The sequence below is a fragment of the Agromyces sp. NPDC057865 genome (assembly GCF_042796995.1).
Taxonomy (GTDB): Bacteria; Actinomycetota; Actinomycetes; order Actinomycetales; family Microbacteriaceae; genus Agromyces.
This window is the reverse complement of the sequence record NZ_JBHVMJ010000004.1, coordinates 107,441-120,489: the sequence shown is the minus strand read 5'-3', so window position 1 is coordinate 120,489 and position 13,049 is coordinate 107,441. Positions and strand designations below refer to the sequence as shown.

The 13,049-nt window shown below is 73.0% G+C and carries 12 protein-coding genes; 8 read left to right on the top strand and 4 right to left on the bottom strand.

What is annotated here, in order from left to right; genetic code table 11:
- Positions 1–18: 18 nt before the first annotated feature.
- Positions 19–918 carry a homocysteine S-methyltransferase gene (gene mmuM / locus ACFVN5_RS18320; protein WP_376957053.1) on the bottom strand — a complete coding sequence of 300 codons (900 nt, stop codon included), beginning with the start codon at positions 916–918 and terminating at the stop codon, positions 19–21.
- A gap of 8 nt (positions 919–926) precedes the next feature.
- Complete coding sequence (locus ACFVN5_RS18315) at positions 927–1,205, bottom strand: metal-sensitive transcriptional regulator (protein WP_376957052.1); 279 nt, start codon at positions 1,203–1,205, stop codon at positions 927–929.
- An 80-nt stretch (positions 1,206–1,285) separates the two neighbouring features.
- Here ACFVN5_RS18315 and ACFVN5_RS18310 point away from each other — a divergent pair, with 80 nt between their 5' ends.
- Together ACFVN5_RS18310 and ACFVN5_RS18305 are read left to right on the top strand one after the other, a co-directional pair.
- The gene (locus tag ACFVN5_RS18310) at positions 1,286–3,712 is read left to right on the top strand and encodes a heavy metal translocating P-type ATPase (RefSeq protein ID WP_376957050.1); all 2,427 of its coding nucleotides are present in this window, start codon (positions 1,286–1,288) and stop codon (positions 3,710–3,712) included.
- Between the two features lie 65 nt (positions 3,713–3,777).
- Complete coding sequence (locus ACFVN5_RS18305) at positions 3,778–5,745, top strand: DUF2207 domain-containing protein (RefSeq protein ID WP_376957048.1); 1,968 nt, start codon at positions 3,778–3,780, stop codon at positions 5,743–5,745.
- 19 nt (positions 5,746–5,764) lie between these two features.
- Here the strand turns inward: ACFVN5_RS18305 and ACFVN5_RS18300 are convergent, their stop codons facing one another.
- Positions 5,765–5,971: a hypothetical protein gene (locus ACFVN5_RS18300; protein ID WP_376957046.1), complete on the bottom strand. Its 207-nt coding sequence runs from the start codon at positions 5,969–5,971 to the stop codon at positions 5,765–5,767.
- A gap of 312 nt (positions 5,972–6,283) precedes the next feature.
- On the opposite strand from ACFVN5_RS18300, the gene ACFVN5_RS18295 reads away from it, so the two are divergent.
- The 6 genes from ACFVN5_RS18295 (at position 6,284) to ACFVN5_RS18270 (ending at position 12,143) form a co-directional block, all read left to right on the top strand.
- Positions 6,284–8,407: a DEAD/DEAH box helicase gene (locus ACFVN5_RS18295; protein ID WP_376957044.1), complete on the top strand. Its 2,124-nt coding sequence runs from the start codon at positions 6,284–6,286 to the stop codon at positions 8,405–8,407.
- A gap of 125 nt (positions 8,408–8,532) precedes the next feature.
- Positions 8,533–9,564: a 6-phosphofructokinase gene (locus ACFVN5_RS18290; protein WP_376957042.1), complete on the top strand. Its 1,032-nt coding sequence runs from the start codon at positions 8,533–8,535 to the stop codon at positions 9,562–9,564.
- Between the two features lie 48 nt (positions 9,565–9,612).
- Positions 9,613–10,095: an 8-oxo-dGTP diphosphatase gene (locus tag ACFVN5_RS18285; RefSeq protein ID WP_376957040.1), complete on the top strand. Its 483-nt coding sequence runs from the start codon at positions 9,613–9,615 to the stop codon at positions 10,093–10,095.
- Positions 10,096–10,184: 89 nt separating this feature from the next.
- Positions 10,185–11,363, top strand: a complete 1,179-nt coding sequence (locus tag ACFVN5_RS18280; RefSeq protein ID WP_376957038.1) for an anion permease — start codon at positions 10,185–10,187, stop codon at positions 11,361–11,363.
- Entirely contained in the window at positions 11,360–11,707 is a 348-nt protein-coding gene (locus ACFVN5_RS18275; protein WP_376957035.1) for a peptidase, read from the top strand. The genes ACFVN5_RS18280 and ACFVN5_RS18275 overlap by 4 nt, the downstream gene beginning before the upstream one ends.
- Before the next feature lie 106 nt (positions 11,708–11,813).
- Positions 11,814–12,143, top strand: a complete 330-nt coding sequence (locus tag ACFVN5_RS18270) for a DUF4190 domain-containing protein (RefSeq protein ID WP_376957033.1) — start codon at positions 11,814–11,816, stop codon at positions 12,141–12,143.
- A gap of 116 nt (positions 12,144–12,259) precedes the next feature.
- On the opposite strand, the gene ACFVN5_RS18265 is transcribed toward ACFVN5_RS18270, so the two are convergent.
- The gene (locus tag ACFVN5_RS18265; RefSeq protein WP_376957031.1) at positions 12,260–13,048 is read right to left on the bottom strand and encodes a FadR/GntR family transcriptional regulator; all 789 of its coding nucleotides are present in this window, start codon (positions 13,046–13,048) and stop codon (positions 12,260–12,262) included.
- Position 13,049 lies beyond the last annotated feature (1 nt).

Sequence of the window (13,049 nt, the reverse complement as noted above, 5' to 3'; positions counted from 1 at the left end):
GTGTTGCGGGTGGTGGACCTATCGACCCGATCGCAGGACGCGGGCGACCGTGCGGACGTCGTCGGGTCCGGTGCGGCAGCAGCCGCCGATGAGCGCGGCGCCCGCCTCGCGCCACTCGCGCACGAGGGCTTCGGGGAACGCGCCCGTGCCGTGCCAGGTGCGCAAGGCGGCATCCCATCGCTCGCCGCTGTTCGGGTAGACGACGACCGGCTTCGGCGTCGCCGCTCGCGCCGCGACGATGGCGCCGGCCACCTCATCGGGCGGGCAGCAGTTGACGCCCACGGCGAGCACGTCGTCGCTCGCGGACGCGAGCGTCAGGGCCTCGGCGATCGGCTCGCCGCTGCGCAGGCGCCCGCCGGCGGCCGTGACCGACACCCATGCGGGTACGCCGACGCCGTCGAGCTCGGCGACGATCGCCTCCACCTCGGCGAGCGTCGCCACGGTCTCGACGGCGAGCAGGTCGGGCGCCGCGTCGGCGAGCACGCGCAGTCGGTCGCGGTGCCAGGCGCGGAGCTCCGCCACGCCGAGCCCGAGGTCGCGGTACTCCGAGCCGTCGCCGAGCGTCGCGCCGTAGGGGCCGACGGATGCCGCGACGAAGCCGTGTCCCGCCTCGTCGCAGGCGCGGCGGGCGAGCTCGACGCTGCGGGCGAGGATCGCGTCGGTGGTCGCGCGATCGAGCCCGGCACGCGCGAAGCCGTCGTGGGAGACCTGGTAGGAGGCCGAGATCACGACGTCGGCCCCGGCCGCGAGGTACTCGCGGTGCACGTCGAGCACGAGTTCGGGGCGCTCGGCGAGCACGGCGGCGCTCCAGAGGGCACTCGACACGTCGGCGCCGCGCTCGTCGAGGCGCGTGCCGAGGCCGCCGTCGAGCACGAGCGGCCCGTCGGCGAGGGCGTCGGCCGGCGTTCGACGCGGCATCCGCTCGACTACCCCCGGTTGTTCGACAGCTCGAAGATGCGCAGCAGCTCGGCGACCGCGGCGTCGCGCTGCTCGCCGCCCGCCTCGTACATCTCGCTCACGTGGGTGCGGAGGTGGTTCTCGACGAGGAGCTTGTTCAGGGAGCCGAGCGACTTCTGCACGGCCAGCGACAGCGTGATGATGTCGACGCAGTAGTCCTCGTTCTCGATCATCTTCTCGATGCCGCGCAGCTGGCCCTCGATGATCTTGGTGCGGTGCAGGGCGCGCTTCTTGATGTCATCGATCACCCGAACAGGATACCTCGTTTGCGCCATATACCCCCTGTGGGTATCGTGGTCACCTCACGAACACCACGGAGGATGCGCGGATGACCCCCCAGCACGACGAGCTCACGGTCGACCTCGACATCGAGGGCATGACCTGCGCGAGCTGCGTGTCGCGCGTGGAGCGGCGCCTCGAGCGCATCGACGGCGTGCACGCGCAGGTGAACCTCGCGACCGAGCGCGCCCGGGTGAGCTATGCGCCCGGCGTGGAGGTGGCGGAGCTCGTCGAGGCCGTGCGGTCGGCCGGGTACGCCGCGTCGGTGAGCACGCGCGCGGCGGGGGAGTCGGCGACGGCGGTCGCGTCCCGGACGCCGGTGCCCGTGACGATCACGGCGCGTCCCCTCGACCTGACGGCGCGGACGCCCGTGCCCGTGACGATCACCGCGCGGCCGGTCGATCCCGCGCCGGATCAGGCCTCCGCACCGCAGCCCGCCCTCGCACCGCAGCCGCCCGTCGCCCCACCCACCGACCTCCCCGAGCCCGCGCCGCGGCGCGACCCGCTTCGCCTGCGCCTCCTCGTCTCCGCGGTGCTCACCGTGCCCGTGGTCGTACTCGCGATGGCGCCCGCACTGCAGTTCCCGGGGTGGCAGTGGGTGTCGCTCGTGCTGGCGACGCCGGTCGTGCTGTGGGGCGGCTGGCCGTTCCACCGCGCCGCCGCCGTGAACCTGCGCCACGGCGGCCTCACGATGGACACCCTCGTCTCGCTGGGCACGCTGACCGCCTTCGCGTGGTCGGTGTGGGCGCTGTGGTTCGGCCACGCCGGTGAGCTCGGCATGACCCACGGCTGGTCGTTCGGGGTGCGCGGCACGCCGGGCGGCGACGTCTACTTCGAGGTCGCGGCCGGCGTGGTCACGGTGCTGCTCCTCGGGCGCGTGATCGAGGCGCGGTCGAAGCGGCGGGCCGGGGCGTCCCTGCGCACGCTCCTCGACCTCGCACCGCGCGAGGTCACGCTCGTCGACGACACGGGGCGCGAGACGCGCAGCGCCGCCGGCGCGCTGCGGGCCGGAGGGCGCTTCGCAGTACGGCCCGGCGAGCGCATCGCCGCCGACGGCGTCGTCGTCGAGGGCGAGGCCGGGGTCGACCAGAGCATGCTCACGGGCGAGCCCGCGCCCGTCGACGTGGCGCCCGGGTCGGCCGTGACCGCGGCGACCATCGTGGACGGCGGCCGGCTCGTGGTGCGCGCGACGCGCGTGGGCGCCGACACGCGCCTCGCGCAGATCGCGCGCCTCGTCGAGGACGCCCAGCTCGGGGCGACCAGGGCGCAGCGGCTCGCCGACCGGGTCGCCGCCGTCTTCGTGCCCATCGTCATCGCCATCGCGCTCGGCACCGCCGCGGTCTGGTTGCTGACCGGGAGTCCGCTCGAACAGGCCGTGACGGCCGCCGTGTCCGTGCTCGTGATCGCCTGCCCCTGCGCCCTCGGCCTCGCGACGCCCGTCGCGGTGCTCGTCGGCACGGGCCGCGGCGCGGAGCGCGGCATCCTCATCACCGGGCCCGAGGTGCTCGACCGCACGGCCGACGTCGACACGATCCTGCTCGACAAGACCGGCACGCTGACCACCGGCCGCATGCGCCTGCTCCGGGTCACTCCCGCGAACGGTGCCGACGGGCTCGCGGGCGTCGACCGCGAAGGCGCCGGGGCGCGGGCGCTGGGCGTCGTGGCCGCGCTCGAACGGGGGTCGGAGCATCCGATCGCCCGTGCCGTCGTCGCCGGGGCGGAGGCCGCCGGTGCGCCGCGCCTCGACGTCACGGGCTTCCGGGCGCACAGCGGCCTCGGGGTGACCGGCCGAGTGGACGGGTTCGACGCTGCCGCGGGCCGTCCCACGTTCCTCGCGGGCCTCGGCCACGGCCTGCCCGACGACCTCGCCGCGGTCGCCGCGGCATCCGACGCCTCGCTCGTCGCGGTCGGCTGGGACGGCGAGGTCCGTGCGCTCCTCGAGGTCGGCGACGACGTGCGCGACGGCGCCCGCGAAGCCGTGGCGCGACTGCGCGCCCAGGGTCTCCGGCCGGCGATCGCGACCGGCGACGCGCCGCGCGCCGCCCAGCGCGTCGCCCGTGCGGTCGGCATCGACGAGGTGCACGCCGCGCTCGCGCCCGAGGAGAAGCTCGCCCTCGTGCGGCGACTGCAGGGCGAGGGGCGCTCCGTCGCCATGGCCGGTGACGGCGTGAACGACGCGGCGGCGCTCGCCGCGGCCGACCTCGGCATCGCGATGGGCGGCGGCACGGATGCCGCGGCGTCCGCGAGCGACCTGGCGCTGCTGCGCGACGATCCCGCCGGCATCCCCGACGCGATCGACCTCGCGCGGGCGACCCGTGCGACCATCCGCGGGAACCTGTTCTGGGCCTTCGCGTACAACGTGGCGGCGATCCCGCTCGCCGCGGCCGGATTCCTCAACCCGATGATCGCGGGCGCGGCGATGGCGTTCTCGAGCGTGTTCGTCGTGCTCAACAGCCTGCGGCTCCGCTCCGCCTGAGCGGCCCCCGATCCGGGGGAGGGCCGATCCTGCTGAGCGGGCCCGCGGAGCGCTACCGTTGGCACATGCTCCGACCCCTCGCCAGGGCCGCCGCCGCGGCCGTCGTCGCCGCCGTGCTCGTGGCGGCTCCCGCACTCGCGGCGTCGGGCGCGACGCGCTCGGCACCGGGCGGCACGTCGGAGACGGCACCGGCCGCGCAGGCGGCCCACGCGGCGTCCGCCCCCGTGACCGCGGTGCCCGCCGGCGTCGACGATTTCACGTTCGCCTCGTTCGACGCGGTGTTCGAGCTGGGCCGCGATGCGGCGAAGCGCTCGGTGCTCGACACGACCGAGACGCTCGTCGCGGTGTTCCCCGAGTTCGACCAGAACCGCGGCATCAGGCGGGCGATCCCGCTCGACTACGACGGGCACCCGACCGACATCCGGGTCGAGTCGGTGACCGACGGGGACGGCACGCCGCGCTCCTACGAGGTCGAGGAGGATGAGAACGGCGAGTTCCTCCTCGTCACCATCGCGGCCGACGACTACGTGCACGGCGAGCAGACCTACGTCATCCGCTACCACCAGCAGAACGTCACGCTCCAGCCCGACGACGCCCCGATCGACGAGTTCTACTGGGACGTCAACGGCACGGGGTGGGCGCAGCCGTTCGGGCGGGTGCGCGCCGAGGTGCGGATGTCGCCCGACGTGGCGGCCGGGCTCAACGGCGACACCGCGTGCTATCGCGGCTGGCAGGGGTCGGGCACCGCGTGCGAGTCGCTCACGACCACCGAGACCGACCCGCCCGCCGTGATCGCGGAGGCGGCAGCCCTCGGGCCGTACGAGAACCTCACGGTCGCGATCGGCTTCGAGCAGGGCACGTTCGCGCCCCGCGACAACTCGTTCGGGGCCTCGCCCGCGGCGATCGCGGGCGCCGTCGCGGCGGGCCTCACGGGGCTCGCGCTCCTCGCGGCCATCGCGCTGCGGGCCACGCGGTGGCGCAACCATCCCGGACGCGGCACGATCATCGCGCAGTACGAGCCGCCCGAGGGCGTGAGCGCCATGGTCGCGGCCGACCTCGTCGGGCACCCCGAGAAGGGCGTCACCGCCACGATCCTCGAGCGAGCCGTCGACGGCGAGCTGCGCGTCGTCGAGACCGGGCGCAAGAAGTACGCCGTCGAGTTCGTGGGCGGCGAGCCCGGCGACGCGCATGCGCGGTCGGTCGTCTCCGCACTGTTCCGCGGCAACCCGGTCCCGGGCGCAAGCCGGCAGCTCAAGTCGAGCGACACCGCGCTGGGGCGGCGTCTGCTGTCGATCCGCCAGGCCGTGACGAAGGGCGTCGTGCGTTCCGGCCTGCGGCGCAAGCCCGATCCCGGACTGCGCGTGCTCCTCGCCATCGGCGCCATCTCCGCCGCCACGCTCAGCGTCGTGCTCGGCATCTTCGCGATCGACGACCGCCGCGGCGGTCCATGGCCGGCGATCCTCTTCATCGTCGCGATCGTGGCCGCGCTCGCGACCGTCGTGCTCGTGGGCAACGTGCGGCCGCTCACGGAGCGCGGTCGCGAGTTCCGCGACCACCTCGAGGGCCTGCGGCTCTACATCCGCCTCGCCGAGGCCGACCGGCTGCGCGTGCTGCAGAGCCCGAGCGGCGCGCTGCGGGTCGAGCGACCCTCCGCGGCATCGCTGGCCGCGTCGACGACGGGGGCGACGGATGCCGCGACGACGACCGCGACCGCCACGAGTGCCGCCGCGCTCGACCCCGCCGTCGTGCTGAAGCTCAACGAGCGGCTGCTGCCGTATGCCGTGCTCTTCGGACTCGAGCGCGAGTGGAGCCGCGTGCTCGCCGACCTCTACGAGGCGCGCGGCGAGGAGCCGACCTGGTACTCGGGTCGCAGCGGCTTCGACGCCGGCTCGTTCGGCGTGGCGGTGTCGTCGTTCTCGACGGCGTCGAGCACGTCGTGGTCGGGCTCGAGCTCGAGCTCGTCGTCGAGCGGCTCGTCGGGCGGCGGCTCGTCGGGCGGCGGCGGTGGCGGCGGCGGAGGCGGCGGCGTCTGACCGAGGCGGCGGACCGGGGTCAGCCCTCGTCGTCGGCCGAGCGCTCGTCGCGCAGGTCGACGTGGCGCTCAGCGTCGATGCCGGGCACCTCGTCGTCGAGGCTGTCGTCGAGCGCGCGATGGTCGTCGTCGGGGGCGAGCTCGTCCGCGTCGAACTCGGTGTCCTGCGCGACGGTGAATTCGTCGTCGTCGGGCGACGCGGCGCCCGACCCAGCGAGAGCGTCCATGGTCGAAGCATAGGCCGACTCCGGCGCACCCGCACCGGGTTATCCGGGCCGCTGGGAGCCTCTCCGGACCGCGTCACGTCGCGCCAGCCGCATTCCTGCGGCTAGAATGGCATGGCGCCCGACGAATCCGTTCTTCGGCCGACCGTGTGAGCCCGGCTCGCGCGCTGCTCGGTTCGGGATTCGGCGTACCGCATGCGGCATCCGAGACGTCACGAGCGTCTCGACCACCGCATCGGTGTCGAGGGAGCGACCAGCACGGTCGCGCCCGGAGGGCGACCTGACAACGGGAGACCGGCCGGAAACGGGAGGACCATGGCCCAGACGAGGCAGCGCCAGCGCACGCGTTCGCGTGACGACGACGCACCCATCATCCCGATCCTCGCCCGCAAGGTGCGCGAGGTCGAGACGAAGGCGCAGAAGGGCAAGCTCGGCCCGACCAACCGCACGAAGTTCCAGGTGATCGCGCTGCTCATGCGCGAGGAGCGCGCGCGGGTCAAGGCCGACCCCGACGTCGCCGACGCGGCCCGTGCCGAGCTCCTGAAGCGGCTCGACGGCATCGCGCAGATCCTCGCGAAGACGGCCGCCCGCGACACGAGCCTCATCGCGCTGCTCGAGCCCGACGCGTCGATCTCCACGGTCGCGCAGCGGTTCCGCCGCGACTGGCTCCTCGAGTCCGGCGCCGACCTCAGCCCCGACGAGCTCATCATCACGCGCGAGTCCGCGCCGGCGCCCGAGCTCGCCGAGAACCAGGTCATCCCGGCCTCGGTGCGGTCGCGTCAGCTCGCGAACCCGTTCCTCGCGCCCGACTTCTCCCGTCCGACCGCTCCCGTGGTGCCCGTGCGCCGCCTCGCGAACTGGGAGCTCCTCGGACCCCTGTTCAAGTCGTTCGAGATCGGCTCCGGCGGCCAGGCCGCCAGCATGGACCTGCCCGAGGCGCCGAAGGTCGACCGGCTCTCGCCGCGCGGCCTCGAACTCATGAAGCACCAGATCCGCTTCATCGAGGCCGCACGCGAGGGCCACCGCACGTTCCTGCTCGCCGACGAGCCGGGCCTCGGCAAGACCGCGCAGTCGGTGCTCGCGGCATCCGTCGCCGACGCCTACCCGCTGCTCGCGGTCGTGCCGAACGTCGTGAAGATGAACTGGGCGCGCGAGGTCGAGCGCTGGACGCCGCACCGCCGAGCGACGGTCATCCACGGCGACGGCGACTCGCTCGACGCGTTCGCCGACGTGGTCGTCGTCAACTACGACGTGCTCGACCGGCACATGGCGTGGCTGTCCACCCTGGGCTTCAAGGGCATGGTCGTCGACGAGGCGCACTTCATCAAGAACCTGTCGTCACAGCGCTCCCGCAACGTGCTCGCGCTCGCCGAGCGCATCCGGCGCACCACTCCGGGCGGTGACCCGCTGCTGCTCGCGCTCACGGGCACGCCGCTCATCAACGACGTCGACGACTTCCGGGCGATCTGGCAGTTCCTCGGCTGGATCCAGGGCGACCGGCCGTCGCCCGCGCTGCTCGGGCGCCTCGAGGAGACCGGCCTCACGCCCGCCGACCACGGCTTCTACACCGAGGCGCGCCGCACCGTGATCGACCTCGGCATCGTGCGACGCCGCAAGGTCGACGTGGCCGCCGACCTGCCCGACAAGCGCATCGCCGACCTGCCGGTCGAACTCGACGACGAGCTGGGTCGCTCGGTGCGCGCCGCCGAGCGGGAGCTCGGCAACCGCCTCGTCGGCCGGTTCCGCGCGCTCGTCGAGTCGCGCAACCTGCGCGTCGGCGACCTCGACGAGGACGAGCGCGACCAGTTCATCCGCGCCATCGCGCGCGCCGAGCTCGAGGAGTCGAAGTCCGCCAAGTCGGGCGAGAACGTCTTCACGATGGTGCGCCGCATCGGCCAGGCGAAGGCGGGCCTCGCGGCCGACTACGCGGCGCAGCTCGCGCGCTCGGTGGGCAAGGTCGTGTTCTTCGCGAAGCACATCGACGTCATGGACCAGGCCGAGGCCGCCCTCGCGGCCCGCGAGCTCCGCACCGTGTCGCTGCGCGGCGACCAGACCGCGTTCCAGCGCCAGGCGGCCATCGACGCGTTCAACAAGGACCCCGACGTCGCCGTCGCCGTCTGCTCGCTCACCGCGGCGGGCGTCGGCGTCAACCTGCAGGCCGCGTCGAACGTCGTGCTCGCCGAGCTCAGCTGGACCGCGGCCGAGCAGACGCAGGCCATCGACCGCGTGCACCGCATCGGGCAGGACGAGCCCGTCACCGCCTGGCGCATCATCGCCGCGCACACGATCGACGCCCGCATCGCCGAGCTCATCGACTCGAAGCAGGGCCTCGCTGCCCGTGCGCTCGACGGCAGCGACGTGGAGCCCGGCTCGGCGGACTCGGTGCAGCTCGACGCGCTCCAGCACCTCCTGCGGGCCGCCCTCGACGGCGCCCTGTAGCGTCCCCGATCGCCCCGGATCGGGGCGCGCGGAGCCGACGCTATAGACTGCGGCAGTCGATACGCCCCGCCGTCGTGGCATCCGGCACCCGCCATGTCGAACGAGTACCTGGGAGTCCCGCACACATGAAGATCGGTCTGCTCACGAGTGGGGGCGACTGCCCCGGCCTGAACGCGGTCATCCGCGGCGCCGTGCTGAAGGGCGTCATCTCCCACGACACCGAGTTCGTCGGGTTCCGCAACGGCTGGCGCGGCGTCGTCGAGCGCGACATCATGCCCATCACGCGCCACGACGTGCGCGGCCTCGCGAAGACGGGCGGCACGATCCTCGGCTCGAGCCGCACCAACCCGTTCGAGGGCGAGGGCGGCGGCCCCGAGAACATCCAGCGGATGCTCGACGAGGAGGGCATCGACGCGATCATCGCGATCGGCGGCGAGGGCACCCTCACGGCCGCGCGCCGCCTGCACGACGAGGGCGGCATCAAGGTGCTCGGCGTGCCGAAGACCATCGACAACGACCTCGCCGCGACCGACTACTCGTTCGGCTTCGACACCGCCGTGCAGATCGCCACCGAGGCCATCGACCGCCTGCGCACCACCGCCGACTCGCACGGCCGCTGCATGGTGCTCGAGGTCATGGGCCGCCACGTCGGCTGGATCGCGCTGCACTCGGGCATGGCCGGCGGCGCGCACGCCATCCTCATCCCCGAGCAGCCGCAGACGATCGAGCAGATCTGCGAGTGGGTCGAGTCGGTGCGCGACCGCGGCCGTGCGCCGCTCGTCGTCGTCGCCGAGGGCTTCACGCTGCCCGGCATGACCGAGGCGCACTCGCACAAGGGCCTCGACGCGTTCAACCGGCCGCGTCTCGGCGGCATCGGCGAGCTGCTCGCGCCGCTCATCGAGGAGCGCACGGGCATCGAGTCCCGCTCGACCGTGCTCGGCCACATCCAGCGCGGCGGCGAGCCCACCGCCTACGACCGCGTGCTCGCCACGCGCCTCGGCATGGCCGCCATCGAGGCGGCCTACGCGCACGCGTGGGGCTCGATGGTGACGCTGCGCGGCACCGACATCAAGACCGTGTCGATCGCCGAGGCGACCGGCAGCCTCAACCGCGTCCCGCAGGACCGGTACGACGAGGCGAAGATCCTCTTCGGCTGACCCTTCGCCCTTCGACAGGCTCAGGGACCGGGAAAGGGAGACTGACGGATGCCGCTGCCCCAGGTCTGCGTCTGCTACCTCCTGCGCGAGGAGGGCGGCGTCGTGCAGGTGCTCCTCGGGCGCAAGAAGCACGGACTCGGCGAGGGCTACTTCGTCGGCCTCGGCGGCAAGCTCGAGCCGGGGGAGTCGGCCGTCGACGCGGCGGTGCGCGAGGTGTTCGAGGAGTCGGGCGTCGTGGTCGCGGCATCCGACCTCGAACCGCGCGGGCTGCTGACCTACCACTTCCCGCACCGCGAGGCGTGGAGCCAGGAGTCGAACGTCTTCGTGTGCCGCACGTGGACGGGCGAGCCGTCGGGCTCCGACGAGCTGGACCCCGAGTGGATCGCCCTCGATGACGTGCCCTTCGACGAGATGTGGGACGACGCGCGGCGCTGGCTGCCCGAGGTGCTCGCGGGAGGCCGCGTGCGCCGCACCTTCGTGTTCGGTGAGGATCTCGCGACCGTGGTGGCTGAGCCGGAGTCGGTCGCGTAGTATCGACGGGGCACGGCGCTCGCCGGATCCGCAACCAACGTCCCCTGAACATTCGGTGAAACGCACCACCGAGACAGAGAAAGACGCCGGTGGAAACCCTCCTCATCGTCGTGCTGGTCATCGCACTGGCGCTCTTCTTCGACTTCACGAACGGCTTCCACGACACCGCCAACGCGATGGCGACGCCGATCGCGACGGGCGCGCTCCGCCCGAAGGTCGCCGTCACGATCGCCGCCATCCTCAACCTCGTGGGCGCGTTCCTGTCCACCGAGGTGGCCAAGACCATCTCGGGCGGCATCATCAAGGAGGGCGACGGCGGCGTGCTCATCACGCCGGAGCTGATCTTCGCCGGCCTCATCGGCGCCATCGTGTGGAACATGGTCACCTGGCTGCTCGGGCTCCCGTCGTCATCGAGCCACGCCCTCTTCGGCGGCCTCATCGGGTCCGCCCTCGTCGGCTTCGGCGTCCAGGCCATCGACTTCAGCGTCGTGCTCTCGAAGATCGTGCTGCCGGCCGTGCTCGCGCCGTTGACCGCGGGGGTCGTCGCCTACACCGCCACGAAGCTCGCGTACTCGATCACCCGCCGCTACGACGGCAAGCCCGATGGACGCGACGGCTTCCGGCATGCGCAGATCTTCTCGAGCTCCCTCGTGGCGCTCGCGCACGGCACCAACGACGCGCAGAAGACCATGGGCGTCATCACGCTCACCCTGATCTCGGTGGGCCTCCAGCCCGCGGGCGCCGGTCCCGAGTTCTGGGTCATCGTGGTCTGCGCGATCGCCATCGCGCTCGGCACCTACATGGGCGGATGGCGCATCATCAAGACGCTCGGCACGGGCCTCACCGACGTGAAGCCCGCCCAAGGCTTCGCGGCAGAGACCTCGACTGCGGCCACGATCCTCGCGTCGACCCACCTCGGCTTCGCACTCTCGACGACCCAGGTCGCCTCGGGCTCCGTCGTCGGTTCGGGCCTCGGCCGTCGCGGTTCGAAGGTGCGCTGGCGCACCGCCGGCCGCATCGGCGTGGGCTGGCTCATGACGCTGCCGGCCGCCGGCGCGGTGGGGGCGCTCGCCGCGCTCGTCGCCTCGCTCGGCGTCGTCGGTATCATCATCGACACCATCGCGGGCGTCGTGGTCATCGCGACCATCTTCCTGTGGTCGCGGCGCAGCGAGGTCTCCTCCCAGAACGTGGTCAGCGAGGTCGCCGACTCCGGCCGGGCCGTGAAGATCAAGCGCAACCCGAAGCCGAAGAAGCAGGTGACCCGATGATCGACTGGGCCGCATTCGTCGTCGTGTTCATCGCGGCGTTCCTCGGCGCGACCGTGATCGTGAGCGCCTACGCGCTCGGCATCCGGCTGCTGACGATCTCGGGCCGCACGCCGATCGTGACCCCGGCCGAGTTCACCGACGCCATCACGGTCATCACGCCCGCCGAGGCGAAGGCGGCGGCGAAGAAGGCGGCGAAGGCCGCGAAGAAGAGCCCGCTCACCGACGGGCAGAAGCGGGCGGCGTTCATCGGCGCCTGGAGCTGCTTCGTGTTCAGCGCGCTCGCCGTGCTCGTGGGCATCTTCCTGATCGTGCCGGCGCTGCACCGGTTCATCGGCATCGCCTGACCCCGACGGCAGCGACCCCACCTCCGTTTCGGGGGGATAGCTCCATACTGCGGCGTGCGCGGCATCCGTAGCGTGGAAGCACACCCACGAACAGGAGATCACCACCATGACCACCGCAGCTCCCACCTCGTCGCAGCAGGCGCCGTTCGGCGAGCCGAACCCCTACGCGACCCCCGCCGCATCCGTGGCCGAGTCGCGCGGATTCAGCATCGCGAGCCTCGTGCTCGGCCTCGTGTCGATCGTCGCGAGCTCCACGTTCTTCGTGCCGATCATCGGCCTCGTGCTCGGCATCATGGCGCTCAGCCGCGAGCCGAACACGCGCACCATGGCCATCTGGGGCATCGTCCTCAACGCGGTCATGCTGGCCGGCACGGTGCTGTTCGCGTTCGGCGCCGCGCTCGTCGGACTCGCGTTCCTGCCGTTCGCGTTCCTCTGATCGGCAGCCCGGCGCGCGTCGGGCAGAACGGGCCGCCCCCTGGCTTCGGGGGCGGCCCGTTCGCGTGTCCGGTACGTGCCCGCCCCGTCGCCGAGCGGATGCCGCGCCGCCTCGTGTCAGGCGTAGAAGCCGCGCAGCAGCGCCTCGGTGCCCTCGAGGTGCTCGGCCATCGCGGCCGCGGCGTCGTCGGGGCTGCCGCGCAGGATCGCGTCGACGATCGCGCGGTGCTGCTCGTCGGAGTGCGCGATGTTCGGCGCGAGCAGCGGGATCCCGTCGAGGAGCTCGTTGACGCGCATGCGCACGTCGGCGAGCAGTGGGATCACGCTCGGCGCCCCGAGCACCTCGGCGATGAGCAGGTGCAGGCGGGAGTCGGCCATGCGGTACTGGTCGCCGCGGGCCGTGCGGCACTCCTCGTAGGCCTGCCACAGCCGCTCGCGGTCGGCGGCCGCGAGCTCGCTCTCCGCCGCACGGCGGGCTGTGCCCACCTCGATGACCGCACGGAGCGACAAGGTGTCCTCGAGCCGTGAGCGCGAGTCGGTCGGGTCGCGGTCGAGCGCCGAGCTGCGCGGCGAGGCCGTCGGCAGCTCGTCGGAGACGAACGTGCCCCCGTAGCGCCCCCGGCGCGACAGCACCCATCCCGCGTCGGCGAGCGAGCCGATGGCCTCGCGGATCGTGTCGCGGCTCACGGCGAGCATGCCCGCGAGCTCGCGCTCGGGCGGCAGCCGCTCGCCCGGTCCGATGAGGCCGAGCCGGATCGATTGCAGCAGCCGCTGCACGGTCTCCTCGAACGCGTTCGCCGGCCGCGCGGGCGTGAGCAGCAGCCCCGCGCTCAGCACCTCCGCGGCGCCGTCGACGGGAGCCGCGGCATCCGCCGCCGCCCGCTCGTCGTGCGCGTCGGTTCGCATG